At 49.7% G+C, this 16,056-nt stretch carries 17 protein-coding genes; 10 read left to right on the forward strand and 7 right to left on the reverse strand.

All coding sequences use genetic code 11. The features are described 5' to 3' along the window. Complete coding sequence (locus ACOQPM_RS11885; protein ID WP_420629478.1) at window positions 1–3,174, forward strand: hypothetical protein; 3,174 nt, start codon at window positions 1–3, stop codon at window positions 3,172–3,174. A gap of 79 nt (window positions 3,175–3,253) precedes the next feature. Here ACOQPM_RS11885 and ACOQPM_RS11890 read toward each other — a convergent pair whose 3' ends face one another. From ACOQPM_RS11890 to bcp, 3 genes are all read right to left on the reverse strand, one after another. Further along, entirely contained in the window at window positions 3,254–4,360 is a 1,107-nt protein-coding gene (locus ACOQPM_RS11890; RefSeq protein ID WP_420629479.1) for a restriction endonuclease, read from the reverse strand. Further along, on the reverse strand, window positions 4,357–5,238 hold the full coding sequence (gene yhdJ / locus ACOQPM_RS11895) for an adenine-specific DNA-methyltransferase (protein WP_420629480.1): 882 nt from the start codon (window positions 5,236–5,238) through the stop codon (window positions 4,357–4,359). Before yhdJ ends, ACOQPM_RS11890 begins: the two co-directional genes overlap by 4 nt. Window positions 5,239–5,358: 120 nt before the next feature. Next, a complete protein-coding gene (gene bcp / locus ACOQPM_RS11900; RefSeq protein ID WP_420629481.1) occupies window positions 5,359–5,814 on the reverse strand; it encodes a thioredoxin-dependent thiol peroxidase in 456 nt (151 codons plus the stop codon). 279 nt (window positions 5,815–6,093) lie between these two features. On the opposite strand from bcp, the gene ACOQPM_RS11905 reads away from it, so the two are divergent. Next, window positions 6,094–6,405 carry a hypothetical protein gene (locus tag ACOQPM_RS11905; RefSeq protein WP_420629482.1) on the forward strand — a complete coding sequence of 104 codons (312 nt, stop codon included), beginning with the start codon at window positions 6,094–6,096 and terminating at the stop codon, window positions 6,403–6,405. A 33-nt stretch (window positions 6,406–6,438) separates the two neighbouring features. Here ACOQPM_RS11905 and ACOQPM_RS11910 read toward each other — a convergent pair whose 3' ends face one another. Together ACOQPM_RS11910 and ACOQPM_RS11915 are read right to left on the reverse strand one after the other, a co-directional pair. Continuing rightward, entirely contained in the window at window positions 6,439–6,984 is a 546-nt protein-coding gene (locus tag ACOQPM_RS11910; RefSeq protein ID WP_420629483.1) for a tetratricopeptide repeat protein, read from the reverse strand. A 40-nt stretch (window positions 6,985–7,024) separates the two neighbouring features. Further along, window positions 7,025–7,687, reverse strand: a complete 663-nt coding sequence (locus ACOQPM_RS11915; RefSeq protein ID WP_420629484.1) for a helix-turn-helix domain-containing protein — start codon at window positions 7,685–7,687, stop codon at window positions 7,025–7,027. Window positions 7,688–7,846: 159 nt separating this feature from the next. Here ACOQPM_RS11915 and ACOQPM_RS11920 point away from each other — a divergent pair, with 159 nt between their 5' ends. The 5 genes from ACOQPM_RS11920 to ACOQPM_RS11940 all read left to right on the forward strand — a co-directional run bounded on the left by ACOQPM_RS11920 (window position 7,847) and on the right by ACOQPM_RS11940 (window position 11,197). Continuing rightward, window positions 7,847–8,797 (forward strand): alpha/beta hydrolase family esterase, encoded by a 951-nt coding sequence (locus tag ACOQPM_RS11920; protein ID WP_420629485.1) that lies wholly within the window; start codon window positions 7,847–7,849, stop codon window positions 8,795–8,797. A 7-nt stretch (window positions 8,798–8,804) separates the two neighbouring features. Beyond that, window positions 8,805–9,392, forward strand: a complete 588-nt coding sequence (locus ACOQPM_RS11925; protein ID WP_420629486.1) for a GNAT family N-acetyltransferase — start codon at window positions 8,805–8,807, stop codon at window positions 9,390–9,392. Beyond that, window positions 9,389–10,189: an RNA polymerase sigma factor gene (locus tag ACOQPM_RS11930; RefSeq protein WP_420629487.1), complete on the forward strand. Its 801-nt coding sequence runs from the start codon at window positions 9,389–9,391 to the stop codon at window positions 10,187–10,189. Before ACOQPM_RS11925 ends, ACOQPM_RS11930 begins: the two co-directional genes overlap by 4 nt. Window positions 10,190–10,244: 55 nt before the next feature. Further along, window positions 10,245–10,718 carry an SRPBCC domain-containing protein gene (locus tag ACOQPM_RS11935; RefSeq protein ID WP_420629488.1) on the forward strand — a complete coding sequence of 158 codons (474 nt, stop codon included), beginning with the start codon at window positions 10,245–10,247 and terminating at the stop codon, window positions 10,716–10,718. Between the two features lie 77 nt (window positions 10,719–10,795). Continuing rightward, a complete protein-coding gene (locus ACOQPM_RS11940) occupies window positions 10,796–11,197 on the forward strand; it encodes a DUF6855 family protein (RefSeq protein WP_420629489.1) in 402 nt (133 codons plus the stop codon). A gap of 71 nt (window positions 11,198–11,268) precedes the next feature. On the opposite strand, the gene ACOQPM_RS11945 is transcribed toward ACOQPM_RS11940, so the two are convergent. Both ACOQPM_RS11945 and ACOQPM_RS11950 read right to left on the reverse strand, forming a co-directional pair. Further along, window positions 11,269–11,694 carry an Hsp20/alpha crystallin family protein gene (locus ACOQPM_RS11945; RefSeq protein WP_420629490.1) on the reverse strand — a complete coding sequence of 142 codons (426 nt, stop codon included), beginning with the start codon at window positions 11,692–11,694 and terminating at the stop codon, window positions 11,269–11,271. Window positions 11,695–11,980: 286 nt separating this feature from the next. Beyond that, window positions 11,981–13,054, reverse strand: coding sequence for a polysaccharide deacetylase family protein (locus ACOQPM_RS11950; protein WP_420629491.1), 1,074 nt, complete (start codon window positions 13,052–13,054; stop codon window positions 11,981–11,983). Window positions 13,055–13,250: 196 nt separating this feature from the next. On the opposite strand from ACOQPM_RS11950, the gene ACOQPM_RS11955 reads away from it, so the two are divergent. The 3 genes from ACOQPM_RS11955 (at window position 13,251) to coxB (ending at window position 16,046) form a co-directional block, all read left to right on the forward strand. After that, entirely contained in the window at window positions 13,251–13,868 is a 618-nt protein-coding gene (locus tag ACOQPM_RS11955) for an RNA polymerase sigma factor (RefSeq protein WP_420629492.1), read from the forward strand. Between the two features lie 249 nt (window positions 13,869–14,117). After that, entirely contained in the window at window positions 14,118–14,915 is a 798-nt protein-coding gene (locus tag ACOQPM_RS11960; protein WP_420629493.1) for a hypothetical protein, read from the forward strand. Window positions 14,916–14,984: 69 nt separating this feature from the next. Continuing rightward, a complete protein-coding gene (gene coxB / locus ACOQPM_RS11965) occupies window positions 14,985–16,046 on the forward strand; it encodes a cytochrome c oxidase subunit II (protein ID WP_420629494.1) in 1,062 nt (353 codons plus the stop codon). The last annotated feature ends 10 nt before the right edge of the window (window positions 16,047–16,056 follow it).

The following is a 16,056-nucleotide window of genomic DNA, read 5'->3' on the forward strand; positions in this document are numbered from 1 at the left end:
GTGAATGATTCTCCTCGTGTGCGTTGGGTTTGGCTGGCCGTGCTGCTGGTGGCTGTGTTGGCGGCCTGGCCAGAGCTATCCCAGCCGGGGCTGCTAAACACACGCGGCGGGGGGGACAGCCCCTTTTTATTACAGCGATTGCACCAGTTGGAAACGGCCGTTCTCGACGGTCACTTCCCCACACGTTGGATGCCAGACGCCAATTACGGTTACGGCTATCCGTTCTACAACTTTTACGCCCCGCTTTCAATTTATAGTGCGTTTCTGTTTCGCCTGCTCGGCTTTAGCTTCGTCCGGGCGATTCATTTGTCGCATCTGCTGGGATATGTGGTGGCTGCCTTTGGCACATTTGCCCTGGCGCGGCGTTGGTTTGGCCGTGAAGGGTCCGGCAGCGATTGGGCGGGGTTGCTGGCGGCGGTTGCGTACACCGTTGTCCCCTTCCATTTGGTAAACGTCTATGTGCGTGGCGATTCGCTGGCGGAGTTTTGGGCGATGGCTTTCTATCCGCTGGTCATTTTGGCGGCGGATGGGCTGGTTGTCGGTGGCAGGCGGCAGGTGGCGCTGTTTGCACTTGCCTACGCGGCCCTCATCCTCAGCCACAACATCTCCGCCATGATCTTTTCGCCATTTTTGTTGCTGTACATTTTGCTTAAATTTTTGCTGCTGAGAGCGCGGAGCAAAAGCGCAGAAGCAGTCAGTGTAGCTGGCGTCAGCGCAAGTATGCACAATCGTGCCATCAGCGGCGCGGTCAGGAGACCGGCCGCAGCGCAGGTAATCTCCAGTCTCCAGTTTTCAATCTCTGGTCTTTTTTTAGCCTTTGCCCTGGCTGCCTGGTTTTTCATTCCCGCACTGGCAGAGCAGTCGTTGGCACAGCTAGATACGGTGACGAGCGGTTATTTTCATTACAGCAATCATTTTCTTGGCACGGCCGATTTTCCCCTGAGCCAAACCTCCTTTTTTGTGGATTATGGGGTGGTGAACCGGGAGGCGTTTCGGATGGGGCTGGTGCAAACGGCCGTAACCATTGCAGGTCTTTTGGGGCTACTCTGGTTGTGGCGTAAACAAATGGATTCCCGCGTTCGCGGGAATAACAAGAATGTCCTCATTATTTTTGTTTTGCTGACGGTGGCAGTGAGCAGCTTTATGCTCACCCCGCTCTCTGAACTGCTGTGGGCGCAGTTGCCGCTGCTTTCGTTTACCCAATTTCCCTGGCGCTTTTTGTCCGTGCAGGCGTTTGGCGGGGCATTGGCAGTGGGGGTGCTGGCGGTTGTGCTGCCGTGGCCCCGCTGGTGGGTGCCGCCGCTCATCATTTTGCTGCTGGTTAGCAGCCTGGGGCAGCTTCGCCCCGACAGTTTGCCGCTGACGGATGCGGACATCACTGCCGAATCGTTGGCGCAGTACGAATGGTTCACGGGTAATATTGGCACCACCATCAGCTTTGAATATTTGCCACCAACGGTGCAGCCACGGCCGTACACCAGCAACTGGCTCCATACGGGCAACCGCTGGCAGCTCACGCCGCTGATGGGCGAATTAGTTTCGGCAGAACTGGCTGAACAGCGCACAAATTATCAACAGTGGCAAGTAGAGGCCGCAACTGCCACCACACTCATCTTCCCCACGCTGCATTGGCCGGGCTGGGTCGCGCAGGTGAACGGTGAAACAGTAACGATACGGCCATCTGCTGGCGGCGGCCTCATCGAGCTAGACGTTCCGGCTGGGCTACACGAGATTGAGCTAACTTTGGGGCGAACGGCCGTGCGCCTGTGGGCAGAATTACTTTCCTTGCTAGCACTCTTCGGCACGATTTGGCTGCTCAAGCCGCAAAAAAGCTGGCTAAATCGGCAAACTGGCCTTGTGCTGGGCGGGGTGCTGTTGCTGGCTGTTGGCCTGCGCCTTTGGCCAGAGCCTGCGCCACGGGACGGGCCGCGCACCTGGGATTTTGTGCAGATGGGCTATTTGCATTCAGCCGACGAGATTGCATTCCGCTCTGGAGCCGTGCTGCACGGGTATGAGATTTCAGAGGGAAACGTCTCCGCTGGAGAGTCTATTCAGGTTGAGCTATTTTGGGAAATCCCGCCCGCTTCACCGATGACGATTGCACTGGTTTCTCCCGCCGCCAATTGGCCTGATTGGATAGACGTGCCTGTGCTGGCAGCGCAAACGGTTCCTGCTGGACAGCAAGTCAGCACGGTTACTTTAGTGCTTCCCAAAAACGCCCCAACAGGCTTGTTTGTGCCGCGCCTCACGGTGCTGGACGATGCGCCGCTGACGCTCACGGGAAGCAGTCGTGACCAGCTTTTCCTGGAACCAATTCGCGTGCTGCCCGGCGCGAACGATTTGGCCCCAGAAAAACGGCTGACGGTACGCGGGCTGGATGTGCAGCCAATGGGCGACGGGCAACTGGCGGTGCAGCTTGCCTGGTTTACGCTAGAGCCGCTCAGCCAAAATTACAATGTAGCGCTCCGCCTAACCAACGCGCAGGGCAAGTTTGTCCGCGTAGTAGATACCCAACCGGGCTACGGCTTTTTGCCCAGCAGCGGCTGGCCTGCCGGGGAGTGGGTGAACGATTGGCTCACCATCTCATTGCCGCCGCCGGATGAATTGCATGAACGGCCGTTTGCCTTAGTTGCTCAACTGTATGAAGTGGCAGAACCAAACCGGGTGGTGCTAACGCGGCGGCTAGGTGAACTGGTGGAAGTCGGCACGGAGATTGTGTTTGAGCCAACGGAACCTCTGTTTGCACTGCTGGAAGAGATGGCGGGAGTAACGGCCGTTTTTGGTGAAGAAATTCAGCTACGAGGCTACCGATTTAGCCAAACCGATGAAGAAATTACCCTGACACTAGTCTGGCAAGCTCTGGAGAATGGGCAAACAGATTATACACGCTTCATTCATCTTATTCCGGCAAATGAGGGCGGTGCGCCGCTAGTGCAAGATGATAGCCCGCCGCGCTACGGCAGCTACCCTACCAGCCAATGGACGGCTGGCGAGGTGATTGAAGAGCAGGTATCTCTGTCATTGGCGGGGGTGCCAGCGGGTGCGTACCAGTTGGCTGTGGGTTTTTACAGCCAGCCAAAGCCGGGACAGTTTAATCAGCTACCGGTGCTGGATGAGGCGGGGGAATTGGCGGCAGACGGCCGTTTCATCCTGCCAATAACGGTAATTAGGTAATTACCCAATTACCAATTATTGCTTGCTTCAACAGTGCTTTTCATCGGCCGCAATCTCTGTTATGCGGTGTTAAACTGGTTTATTCGTGAATATTGAATTCGACTTTGCTGTGAATTATCATTTCGCTCAGAATTTCCTCTAATGTATTTTCGCTAATCGCTTTATCCAAAAAAGATGACAAGATAGGAATGTTAATAATTTCTTCAATGCTTGCCATATATTTTTCAATTACCCTTCTCACAGGAAATTGAGCTTCAGCCTGGATACGTAACGCTTGTTGGATTTCTTCAATAGGAAGTTCGCTTTTTATTACAAAGGTCACTGGAAACTTCTGAATCTTATCAATATCCAAAAAATGCTTCTTTACATCAAGAGTTTCTGTAACTTGAAAGAATCTACCCAGCGGGCGCATTACAAAGTCAATGCCGCCATCATTAGCATTTGTTCTTCCAGTTTTGTATAAAACCAATGTCTCTTCTTCAATATCATTAGGTGACCAGCCCCAATAAATGGAGAAGTCACTATAGTGATTCTTTAGGATGGCAAAGCTAACAATTTCAAAAATCCGTGCGTCTACATTTGGCCGCAAAAGTGAGAGCAAAAACTCAGCCACCTCTGATGGGTTTTCTTGTGAGACAGTTTGCATTCGTTCACAATCTTCAATGAAAGCATTGAATGCACCTTGCTTTGCTTCAACATAAGCGTCAATTATTTCGATTACTGGCTGACCGATATTAACTAGACCATTAGGAGTATCAATCAACAAAAGGTTCTCGTTGAACCAGTACTCACTGGTTTGAGTATCACGGATAATTGGAACATACTCCGAAATCGGGAAATACTTCTCAAACTCTTGATTGAGACGATGGTTTAGAGCATGATTTTGTAGTTTGCTACCAAAAGGTAGTTCTCGCTGGCGCTGAAATAAATCTGTGAACTTAGCCCCTTCTGCTTCTCTATAGTCGCCACTTTCATCAAAATTCCGATTTAGATAATCTTCTACGAGAACATAAATTGCGTAAAGATTCCCAAATGATCCTCTTGCCTTTGATCCCCTACTGGCAGATACTGTTTTTGTATTTATGTATTGAAGTAAATCACTTCTTTCAAGTATTAAATCACTACTTTCTGAAAAGTGTTCAGTTAGAATGTACTGAATGACTAATGTAAATTCGTGTTCTCTCATTCGTTACTTTCCAGAAGCGTTAATTCATTTGGTGATACTTGAGGCTTTCCATTTTTACGCTCATAGATTTTTTCAACAGGGTGCAGTTTTTCACCGTTGTAGAGGGACATAACACTCAAGCGGCGTAAGCCAATTTTGATATACTCTTCTTCAAGTTCAATCCCTATTGATTTTCGGTTTAGTTTCTTTGCTACCGCGCAAGTCGTAAATGTTCCTGAAAATGGATCAAGAACTAAATCACCTTCATTACTGCTGGCTGCAATAATACGTTCTAGAAGTGTTTCGGGCTTTTGAGTAGGATGCTTTTCATATTCAGGCATCCGATACCGTACTCTAGGAAAATACCATACATTCCCGGGAACTTTTTCACTGTTATAAACTGTTGGAACTTTTTTTCGATAGTCTATAAGTTTACGTTTTGCTCCAGTTTTTGCTTCAACCAAAATATCATCAGCGTTGAACACATAATCATTTGGGTCTTTTACACAATGCAGGATTGGCTCATACTTAGACCCAAAGTACTTTCGTGCTTGAACCCCAGAACTGTCATAGTGCCAAACAATGCGAGATAATATGGTTAACTTTTCGCGCAGGAAAATATCAAGAAAAGGCATATTTTGAGTGCTGGTCATGACATAAAGGCTACCATTTGGCTTTAGTAATAATAGCGATAGGTTTAACCACTCTTTGCACCACTCAATATATGCTTCGTCAGATGGCCATTTGTCAACAAAGTTAACGTATTTTTTCCCGATGTTGTATGGGGGGTCAGCAAAAATGAGGTCTACACTCGATTTTGGTAGCGATTTTAAGACATCTAGAGCATTACCATGAAAAATAGAGTGATCATCCGATTGGTAAACTTTGAAATTTTCCATACTTTTTATTGTATTAGCAAATCTGTTCTGAGTAAAATTGTTTTCAAATGTGTCCGCTACTCAGGTGCTTAAGCTGTGTACTCGTTTCCTTTGGCACGTCAGCTTTCTGCCGTCTTGGAATTACTTGCCCAAAAATTTGACGGCTTTTTCGATGCTTTTCTTGGGGGAAATTTTTACCTGCATGTCGGCGAAACGGCCGTCTTCGTCAATGACAAAATGGCTGCGGATGATGCCCATGTAGGAACGGCCGTACATCTTCTTCTCGCCCCACACGCCATACAGCTCGGCTACTTCATGCTCTGGATCAGATAGTAAATTGTAAGGGAATGCTTGCTTGGCACGCCATTTTGCCAGCTTCTCTGGGCTGTCTGGGCTGATGCCCAGCACCGCTGCGCCTGCCGCATCAATAAGAGGCCAGTTGTCGCGGAAGCCACATGCCTGCGTGGTGCAGCCGGGAGTATCTGCTTTGGGATAGAAGAAGAGTACCACCTTTTTGCCGCGCATGTCAGACAGTTTTACGGGGGTGCCTTCGTCGGAAATCAGTTCAAAATCGGGGGCTTGGTTGCCGAGGGTCATTTGTTTCTCCTGTGAGTAGTTGTTGGTGGCTGGCGGCTAGTAAAAACGCTAGCTGCCAGTTAATGTTGTTTGCTTGGCTGCATTTTACCGGGGTTGAGAGTCTGTTCCCAGGTTAGTTAAAGGTTTGTTTAGATTTGGTGGAACCTTTTGTGGCGGGTGAACGTTTTGTAGGTGCAGCGTTGGGTGGCCGTTTTCTAAACAGCAAGCAACAGATCCCTAAAAACAAGTACGCTGTAGACGAAATAAAAACCCAATTTACAACTCAATGGGAGGTTCACAATGCCAACACTTTATATGATTTTCTGGTCTATCATTATTGTGGCTGCTTTTTCAGTGTGGCGGCTGCGGAATTGGAACCAGCGGCTGGTGGTCACGGTGGTGACGCTGCTGGTGCTGCTCCTGAGCCAATCTTTGTTTGTGTCGCTAGCGGCCAGTGCTGGCCTAAACCCCAGCGACGCTTTGTTGGCTCCTGAACGCTTTTTGCAACGCGGCCCATTTGGTTGGCTAGCTCTGTTGGTGATGCCCTGTGGTTGGCTAGGGCCGTTTGTGGGCTTTAACTTGATTCAGCGGCTGTCAATCAGTGAAGAGTAATCGGTATTTGGTGAACGGTTTACGGATTACCGCCTACTGACTACCGAGCAGGCGGTTGGCGAAGCGAATGAGCCATTTGAATAGCCTCTGGGGGAAGGAGAGGCGGGGACGGGCTTGCAAACTATCTTCCATTCGCATGACGGCGGCCACCCATTGGCCACGACGAAGCTCCATCAGGCTCAGGGCGCGTAGCACTTGGGCCTGTTTTTCTTTTTCATTGCTTTGGGCAAATTGGGCGGCGGCGTCGCTGTAGTGGCGTGCGGCTTCGGTGTATTTTTTTTGCCCGGCGTACAGGTCGCCGAGATTGCCCAGCGTTTGGGCGTGGCGGCTGGCATCCCCAATTTGTTGAAACAGGTTGGCGGCTTGGGTGAGGGTGGTTGCGGCCGTTTCTCCATCCCCCAGCACGCGCAAAATCACTCCCATGTTGTTGAGCATCTCTGCCTGGTTGCCAAAATCTTCTTGTGCGGCAAAGGTTGCAGCAGCTTGTTCAAATACGGCCAACGCTTCGCGCCGTTTGCCTTGCTGAAATAGCCGCATCCCTTCATCTTTTAATGCTTGGGGAGAGGGGGAAGGAGTCATTGCGGAGAGAATTACGCAATTACTGAATGTAATTCGGTAATTAGTAGGTGATTTCCAGCAAGCTTTCGGCCACCTGTCGTAGTTGGGCGACATCCATCTCGCTGAGTTTTTTGGCGGTGTCCAGATAGCTAACGTTGACTGGGTTGATGAGGAAGGCCTGCATGTCTGGAGCCATGCGTTGGAATTGGCGCTCCAGCTTTTGCTTGGCTTCGTGGCGACCCAGCGGGCCGTGTACATCATCTAAAAAGTAGTTCACAGAGACGTCTAGCTGGCGGCAAATTTGCTCCAGGTGCAGGTAAGGAATTGGCTCCTCGCCCATTTCATACGATTTGAGCAGCGCTTCGTCCATATCGAGCGTTTCAGCCAAATCGGCCAGTGATTGGCGGCTGCGTAGCCGCTGCTGGCTGAGCAAAACGCCGATAACACGGTGGCGCAGGGCGATTAGATTAGCAAAATCCAACTCGTCTTCAGATTTGAGCGGTTCGCTACCCCAAAAGTAGCCCATCGGAATGTTGAGGAAGAGCGCCAGCGCTTCTAGCTGCGGTAAGGAGACCGAGTATGCGCCTGACTCGATTTTGCTGTATTCGGCTGGTTTGACACCTAAAACGGCCGCACACTCTTTCTTGGTGCGTCCAAAATGCTCTCTGGCCTTTTCTATGAGGCCGCCCAACATTTTTGCGCGTTCTGGATTCAATTCACTCATTAGGTTTCTCTTGCAAGATGTCTCTGTTCTTGGCTGGGTTGAACTGGAGAGGATATTAACATAATTCAGTTTGAGGCACAACTTTGCAACTTTTTGGGAAACGGCCGTTACCTGCCTTTAAAGAGCCGTACAAAAACTGTATTGAGTTGGAGGTGTGTTATGAGCCTGTATCGTATGACTGTTATTTTTGTGGGTGTGTTGCTGCTGTCGGCGTGTGAACGGCCGTCTTCAATTGGCCTTCAGACGGAGGTGTTAGAGATTGATGGAGTTGAGCGCACGTATCATATCTATTTCCCTTCTGATTTTAATGAGACGGAGGCAGCTCCGCTGGTGCTGGCACTGCATGGCGGTGGGGGGGCAGGCGCAACATTCAATCAGGGAACAGCCAACACGTTTATTCCGGCAGCAGAAAGTCGGGGAATGGTGGCGGTATTTCCTGAAGGGGTTGATAATCAATGGTGTGACGGCCGTACCGAACATTTGGCAGAAGATCGAAATTGCACTGAAATTGACGATCTCGCCTTTTTAGAAGCTGTTATTGACCAAATGATAGCCGAGCACGGTATTGATCCGGCGCGGGTGTATGCAACGGGCATCTCGAATGGTGGTTTCATGTCTGTGCGGCTGGCTTTGGAACTAACCAACAAGCTGGCGGCGGTTGCGCCTGTGACAGCACAGCTTTCTGTAGCGTTGGCCGAGCAGGAACCCAGCCAGCCTATCTCGATTATGCTCGTAAACGGCACAGCCGATCCGCTTGTGCCATTTGATGGTGGAGACGTGAAAATAGTTAAATTTGGCCGCAGCCGAGGCGAGATTTTATCTACTGAGGAGACGGTTGCGCGGTTTCGTGGATTCAATAATTGCGTAGGTTCGGCGGAAGTGGTTAATTTGTCTGATAGTGACCCGGATGATGGAACGGCCGTACAGATTGAAAGTTATACCAACTGCATTGATAATACCGAGGTGGTTTTGGTACAGGTTGAAGGTGGCGGGCATACCTGGCCAGGTGGCCAACAATATCTAAGCGAGGCGTTGGTGGGTGTTGTCAGCCGGGAAATCAACGCCAGCGAACTGATTTTGGACTTTTTCCTTGAACATAGCAAACCATAGAAAATTCATGGAGATTTTACTAGAGACGGCACGTTTGCGGCTGCGTCGCTTTACAGGTGAGGATGTAGATCATTTATTTGCGCTGGATAATGATCCAGAGGTGATGCGTTACTTGAACGGGGGTGTGCCGACGCTGCGCCAGGTGGTTGAGCAAAAGATTTTGCCTGGGTTTATGCAGATCGATCCGGTGCAGCCTGCATTTGGTTTTTGGGCGGCAGAGATGAGGGAATGTGGAGAATTTGTGGGATGGTTTAGTTTACGGCCGTTACCCCAAAACCCTCATCATGCTGCCCTGGGTTACCGACTGGTGCGCGCCGCTTGGGGGCAGGGCTTGGCTACCGAAGGCGTGCGTGCGCTCATCTGCAAGGGGTTTGCTGAGTTGGGGCTGGTGCGCGTGGTAGCGACGACATATGAACACAATGTCGCTTCCCGTCGCGTGATGGAGAAAGTGGGGATGACGCTGGTGCGCCGCTTCCGCCTGACGCCAGAGGCATTGCAGGCAACCGACACATTTCACACCGAAGATTTGGAAGTTTGGGATGGGGATGATGTGGAGTACGCGCTGGATAAATTAGATTGGGAGAAACAACAATGACGGCTGACAATTTTACCATAACGTTTGAATCTTTTCGTGGTGAGCTGAAATCATTTATCTTACGCATGACGGCGAGTGTTCAAGACAGCGAAGATATTGTTCAGGAAACATACATTAAGGCACACGCAAAAATTGACAGCTTCCGGGGCGATTCCTCTTTGAAAACATGGGTGTTTGCCATTGCGGCCAATTTGGCTAGGGATTTGCTGCGGGCCAAAAAGCGATGGCCAGAGAATGTGACCGACATTTGTAAAGATGCCGCGCTGAGCAACCCGCAATTTTTTCAGGAAGCGATGGAGATCCGGCAAACCTCCCCGCAAGGCCACTTTGAAATCAAGGAGCATATTGCTTTTTGCTTCACCTGCGTATCTCAATCTTTGCCGCTGGAGCAGCAGATAACGCTGCTGCTTAAGGAGGTATATGGGTTTAAGATAAAAGAGATCGCCGAGATTATGGCGCAAACAGAGGCAATGGTGAAATATTATTTGCGGGTTGGGCGCAGCAAGATGATTGATGTTTTTGATCATCGCTGTTCGCTGATTAACAAGCAGGGGATTTGCCACCAATGCACGGAGCTGAATGGCATTTTTAATCCCAAGCAAGATGTGCAGGTGGAGCTGGTGAAGATTCAGATGGTGCGCGATGAGGAAAACGAGAGCAAGGAAGCATTATTTGATCTGCGGATGAAAATTTTGCAGGAGCTGGATCCGTTTGAATCTGGGGCGGCTGAATTGCAGCTACACCATCTGGAACATAATCGGCAGGTGATGGAGGCGTATTTGGCAGACGATTCGTAAAAATCCTATCTTTTTTAGCGGCTGGATCGTCTAAAAAAGAAAAAGGAGACTATTGATGACAAATTTATCTCAATCCCCCGATGGTAAAGCCATCACCACCAAGACGATGTTTAGTCGAGAAACGGCCGTTTCCACCAAAATTCAAGCAGATGCGGCCATCATCTGGTCTTTGCTAACCAATGCGGCCGATTTTGCCCGCTGGAACAGCACCATTATTTCATTAGATGGGAACATTGAAGTGGGTGAAACGCTTCAGCTTAAATCCACGCTGGATGAAAGCCGAACGTTTAAGTTGAAAGTGAAGGAGATGGTGCCTGAGCAGCGGCTGGTTTGGGGGGATAGTCAGGGGAGTCGGGTTTATGCACTACAACAAAGTGGGGACGGGGTTGTCTTTTCTATGACTGAAAAGATTGGCGGCCTGTTTTTCCCGCTGTTTGCCCGCTTTATTCCTCCGTTTGATGACTCATTTGAGCAGTTTGCTGCCGATTTGAAGCAGGAAGCAGAAGCGATCCAGAACTCAAAAAATTAGCACATCACGGCAATTATAAAGAAGTTCAACTTCTCCCAGAAGTTGAACTTCTTTAACGCAAGGAGAAAACAGAAAAGATGGAAAAGCGAACAAAAGATAACCCCTGGAAGCTGAAGACACCCCCTTTATCATCAGAGTATGAAATGTATGTGACCGAAAAAGACGGCCGTGAGATCATCGTCTGCATGGTCGGCAGAACAGTGCTTCATTACGACTATCGCTGCCTGGCAGATTGTCATGCGATGCTCAAAGAACATGGCGACTGGATGCTGCTTGGCAGCAAGGATGAAAAGCAGGAGGCAAAGCCGGGTACAGTGGAGTTTTGGGCGCGTTCGCCAGAAAATCCCATTGGGGGCTGGTATGGGCTCAAGAAAAATTTTCGGGGGCGCTTTGGCATGTACATCCCGCCGCTTATGGAGGAACTAGGCTTGGCAGAGGTGGAACACAAAAAACGCAATAACAAAATGCGAGCAATCTAACTGAACGCAAAAAAGAGGCTGGCAAATCACCAGCCTCTTTTTTTGACTCTGTGTGGAGGGGGAGAGTTTTGTTAGTTTGCGTTGATGGTGATGCGCTTTGGCTTCACAGCTTCCGCTTTGGGGACGTTCAGGCTCAGGATGCCGTTGGTGTAGATGGCTTCAATTGCGTCACTGTCTACAGCCATTGGGAAGCGAATGCTGCGGCTAAAACGGCCGTAACGACGCTCGCGCAGGTGGTATTTGGCCTCTTCTACCTCCTCATCTTGCTGAATTTCGCCTTTCAGCATCAACACGTCGTCTTCCAACGTAATTTCAATATCTTCTACGTTGATGCCGGGAATGGTGGCTTTTACAAAGTAGCTATCTTCGGTTTCGGCCACGTCCAGGGCAATGTTCCAGTTTGAAGTGGTGCGGGTATACGGCCGTTCAAACAAGCGATCAAATTCATTCATCAGGCTTACAGGATTCATCGGGTTCCAGCGTACTACTTTTTTCATCTTTCACACTCCTTATATTTCCAAGGTAACTTCTTTAAATTTTTATTCGGGAGGTGGCAACGGCTCAAAAAGAGTTCAAGAAAAATCGCAAAATACAAAACAAGCCACTGTCACCTGCACCGTCGTGTTTCTGTTTCCGCAAATACAGTTGGCATTTTCCAGCAGAAACGTAAGAAAAATATATGCACGATGTTAGAAGTTCATCGGAGAAATATAGAAATTTTATTAACACTATTTGGGTGGTGCGACGTGACAGTCACTTTTGGAAGTGAGTGTCACGTAGGGATTATTCCCAGGTTCCATTGACCAAATCCACAAATTCTGGCAGCGGGGTGTTGTTGCGTACCCGCAGGCGCGGCCAGGTAAAGCGGTTGGCATAGCTAAGCTCATCGCCGCTAAAGGTAGTGACTGCACCCCAAAAATCCAGCCGCTGCATCATGGAAAGCACGTTGTCATCATAACGACCAGCGGGGTAGGAGAAGTAGCGGGGCGTGTAGCCAATGTGGTAGGCAAGTGTTTCCTGCGGGCCCAATATTTCCCAAATTAGGTAATCATCATCGCGAGCGCGCAGGTCTGGGTGGGTGCGGGAGTGTGGCTCAAAGCGGTGGCCACTCGCCGCCATCTCTTCAATCATCGGCCAGGTCATGTAGCCTGCCCGATTACTGTCAATAAATTCGGTAGGAATGAAAAAGGTGCCAACAAAGCCAAACTGTTGCAGGATGGGGTAGGCATTTTCGTAATTGTCCAGATAGCCGTCGTCGAAGGTGAGAATGACGGGCTTGGGCGGCAATGGTTCATGGTTGGTGATGGCGCGGGAGAGCATGTAAAAGTCAATCGGTGTGTGGCCGTTGTCGGCCAGGTATTGCATTTGGGTGCGGAAGTTTTTGGGCGTTACGGATAGATCGGTGCGGTAAATGTCGGCATCTTCTGGCGGAACGCTAATGTAATGGTACATGAGAATTGGCACGGTGACGGTGATGGTGCTGCCTATGCCAGCCTGCGGTGTGGGCAGTGGGGGTGTTGTTGCCGTTGCTGTAGCTGTCCAGGCAGGATTGGGCGTGTGGCTGGGAGTGTAGGTGGGCGTCACCGTCGGGGTTTGCGTGGGTGTTGGGGTGGGCGATGCTGTTGCTGTCGCTGTGGGTGTTGTTGTGTCAGCAATTGTCGGCGTGGGGGCAACCGTGTTCAGGGCGTTGCTTTCGTTAGTGGGCGTGTTGGCGACGGCAACGGCCGTTTCCCCTTCCCCTCTCTCATTCAACACAACTCCTGCAAAAAAGAGCAGCAGCACAAACAGCAGCAAAGAGCCGAACAGGTTCCCGTCACGGCCGTTTGCCTGGTCTGTTGTGTCCTGATGTTTTGCCATGACGATTGAGCATAACGTTGTGAAAAACGGCCGTCAAGCACGATTTACCCACAGCTAAAGAACGGAAAATAGATGAGGGTTTGTAACCTTTGTGAGAAGAAGTTTTGTTAGGCAGGCCGTAAGCCATCTGTTATACTGCCGTTCCGCACACACCAAGATGCTTCAAGACGGTTAATTAGTGTAGGAAGAGGACACGTTGAGTTCACCCATCAATGAAAAAGCGCTCATTGAGCGCGCCAAAGTAGATAAAGATGCGTTTGGGCAGCTTTACGAGCTTTACGTAGATCGAATTTATAATTATGTCTACTATCGGACAGGCAATGTGGCGGATGCCGAAGATTTAACGGCCAAGATTTTTGTCCGAGCCATGAAGCATATTCCCCGTTACCAGGATAAGGGCGTGCCGTTTTCGGCCTGGCTGTATCGCATTGCTCATAATTTGGTGGCTAACTGGCACCGAGACAACAGCCGTCGCCAGATGGTGGCCCTGGATGATATTACCCATTGGCATGTGGGAGATGAAAGCCCGGAGTTTGCTACGCAGCTTCTGGAGGACAAGAATTTGCTGCTTGGCGCAATTCGCCGTTTACCTGCTGACCGTCAAGAGTTGCTGATTCTTAAGTTTGTTGAGCGGCTGTCTAATGCTGAAATTGGTGACATTATGGGGCGCAGTGAGGGAGCTATTAAGTCGCTTTACCATCGCACATTGCTTTCTTTGCGCGAGGATATGCGTGAACGTCATGGCAACGAATCTGCGCCTGCACCATCTCGCAGAAAATCGCTATTTAGGCGGCCGTTTTCTAGCCGCCAGTAAGCTATTAGGCGCAGTAGTGGCTGTTGCTTGACAGTTAGATTGTGCTAAAATCCACAAACGAGAAGAAGCGATTCAAAACGCATTATCTTGAAGAGCAGGTATGTGTAGCAAATCACAAGAAGATTATTCATTTTAGCTTTCGCAAAGCGATTTTTGAACAATTGCAAATAGTTCCAATGACACTTTTTGGCGACCGGAGCCTTCTCGCAGAAAACGTGATTGTGCGAGACCCCGGCAGGAGAAGAACCATTGAAAACATCTGAATCATGGAAAACCTGGCTGCCATTAATCGGTTTGCTCATTATTTTTGCGGTCGTAACGGCCGTATGGCCCGCGTTAGCCGATGCGTTTTCTTTGCCGTCCCTCTCTTTTGGCGGAGGCAGCAGCACTTCTGTCCCCGTTGAACCAGAACCCATCAGTTTGGAAGCCATCAAAACCAACCTAGCTGCGTCAGAAATAACATCTGGCATTGCAGACAGCCTGCCCGATGAGATTTCACCATTTGTTGGTTTGGCCGTTGTGGCCGGAGTTGCTATTGGTGGCATTGTGGTTGTCGGTGGCGGGTTGGCGTTTATTGCCCGCTTGCTTTCCAACCTTCGCAACAACACAATGGAAAGCGAAGCGTTTCAGGAACACCAAAACGCCCTGGACCAACGCACCAAAGAGCAGATCAAGGAGTTGCGAGACGGCCGTACCACCCACCCCACGCCTTCCCACAAAATGCCGCGCTGGTCTGTTATTAGCAACACGCTCATTGCGCTCATATTTGTTGGTTTTTCCACTATGGTAGTCGTGCGTAACTTCTTCCCAGAAGGGTATACAATTAATGATGATGGCCAGTTTGTGAGTGTGACAACGCGCGTGTTCCTTGTGTTGGCCCTCATTACCCTGGTAATCATTGGGTTGCGCTTACGACCGCAAAAAATTGACGGTATTGACGAGACAGATTCTAGTCGTATTCCCTGGGATTTTATCGCCGTGCTAATCACTGGCCTCATTATGCTGGGGCTGGGCATTGGCTTTATGGCTTTCCTAAACGCATCGTAACTATACACACATGCGATTTCTTGCAGTCAAGCAGACATAGGTTTTCAGATAGAAGGAAAAGAGAGAGTTATGGGAAAATTGAAACACCCAATTATTGTCGGTGTACTCACACTAATTAGTGCTACGGGGTTGTACTTTCTATTTAATTGGATGTTTACGCGCCCTGATCCGGCCAGTGCCCAGGCTGCGCCCATCGAAAACCTCTTTCAAGCACACTTCATCATGATGGCCTTCCTGTTTGCCCTCATCATGGTCATCATGCTCTACGCCGTTGTTGTTTTTCGTCGTCGCCCAGGTGACGATACAGACGGCCCCCACATTCACGGCCACACTGGCCTGGAAATTGCTTGGACCATCATTCCCACCATTGTTGTGGTTGGTTTTGGTGTGTATGGTTGGGTACTCTTCGACGAAGTAACGGCCGAACAGCCAGACGAGATGGTGGTCGAAGTTGTGGGTCGGCAATGGTCCTGGAGTTTTGAGTACCCAGAAGCTGACGTGCGCTCGGCTCGGCTGGTCGTGCCAGTTAATCAGCCCATTTTGCTGGAAATGTATTCAGAAGACGTGCTGCATTCGTTTTGGGTACCTGAGTTTCGTGTAAAGCAAGACCTCGTGCCAGGAATGATGATGCCGCTACGTATCACTCCAACAGAAATTGGCAACTATCGCTTGCAGTGTGCCGAAATCTGCGGCACCAGCCATTCAGACATGTTGGCAGATGTGCAAGTTGTTTCTCAGGCTGATTTTGAACAATTCTTGATTGATTCAGCCTTCCGCTACTCCGATCTCTCAGATGAGGCCCGTGGCGAGCAATTTTATTTTGATCTGGGTTGTAACGGCTGTCATTCGCTGGACGGCTCGGTAAACGCAGGGCCGACCTGGCAAGGCGTTTATCTGCGTGAAGAACTATTGGATGACGGAACAACCGTGATTGCTGATGATGAATACATACGAGACTCTATTTTAAATCCTGATGCTCAAATCGTTCAGGGATTCAATCCTGGTATCATGTCGGCACAAGATTTTGTCACGCGAATTGCTGACTTAGAAGCGGAAATTCTAAGAAATGAAGGTGTAGAAATTGATGTCATTGCTGACCTAATTGCCTTCATGCAGACGTTGGATCAATAAGTTCTAGAGG

Origin of the sequence: Candidatus Leptofilum sp., from assembly GCF_965223525.1 — a bacterium.
Taxonomy (GTDB): Bacteria; Chloroflexota; Anaerolineae; order Promineifilales; family Promineifilaceae; genus Leptofilum.

What these genes read in the sequence shown, in the direction of transcription:
- ACOQPM_RS11890 (WP_420629479.1), bottom strand. Translation starts at nt 4,360, where the DNA reads ATGAGAGAACACGAATTTACATTAGTCATTCAGTACATTCTAACTGAA.
- yhdJ (WP_420629480.1), bottom strand. Translation starts at nt 5,238, where the DNA reads ATGGAAAATTTCAAAGTTTACCAATCGGATGATCACTCTATTTTTCAT.
- bcp (WP_420629481.1), bottom strand. Translation starts at nt 5,814, where the DNA reads ATGACCCTCGGCAACCAAGCCCCCGATTTTGAACTGATTTCCGACGAA.
- ACOQPM_RS11905 (WP_420629482.1), top strand. Translation starts at nt 6,094, where the DNA reads ATGCCAACACTTTATATGATTTTCTGGTCTATCATTATTGTGGCTGCT.
- ACOQPM_RS11910 (WP_420629483.1), bottom strand. Translation starts at nt 6,984, where the DNA reads ATGACTCCTTCCCCCTCTCCCCAAGCATTAAAAGATGAAGGGATGCGG.
- ACOQPM_RS11915 (WP_420629484.1), bottom strand. Translation starts at nt 7,687, where the DNA reads ATGAGTGAATTGAATCCAGAACGCGCAAAAATGTTGGGCGGCCTCATA.
- ACOQPM_RS11920 (WP_420629485.1), top strand. Translation starts at nt 7,847, where the DNA reads ATGAGCCTGTATCGTATGACTGTTATTTTTGTGGGTGTGTTGCTGCTG.
- ACOQPM_RS11925 (WP_420629486.1), top strand. Translation starts at nt 8,805, where the DNA reads ATGGAGATTTTACTAGAGACGGCACGTTTGCGGCTGCGTCGCTTTACA.
- ACOQPM_RS11930 (WP_420629487.1), top strand. Translation starts at nt 9,389, where the DNA reads ATGACGGCTGACAATTTTACCATAACGTTTGAATCTTTTCGTGGTGAG.
- ACOQPM_RS11935 (WP_420629488.1), top strand. Translation starts at nt 10,245, where the DNA reads ATGACAAATTTATCTCAATCCCCCGATGGTAAAGCCATCACCACCAAG.
- ACOQPM_RS11940 (WP_420629489.1), top strand. Translation starts at nt 10,796, where the DNA reads ATGGAAAAGCGAACAAAAGATAACCCCTGGAAGCTGAAGACACCCCCT.
- ACOQPM_RS11945 (WP_420629490.1), bottom strand. Translation starts at nt 11,694, where the DNA reads ATGAAAAAAGTAGTACGCTGGAACCCGATGAATCCTGTAAGCCTGATG.
- ACOQPM_RS11950 (WP_420629491.1), bottom strand. Translation starts at nt 13,054, where the DNA reads ATGGCAAAACATCAGGACACAACAGACCAGGCAAACGGCCGTGACGGG.
- coxB (WP_420629494.1), top strand. Translation starts at nt 14,985, where the DNA reads ATGGGAAAATTGAAACACCCAATTATTGTCGGTGTACTCACACTAATT.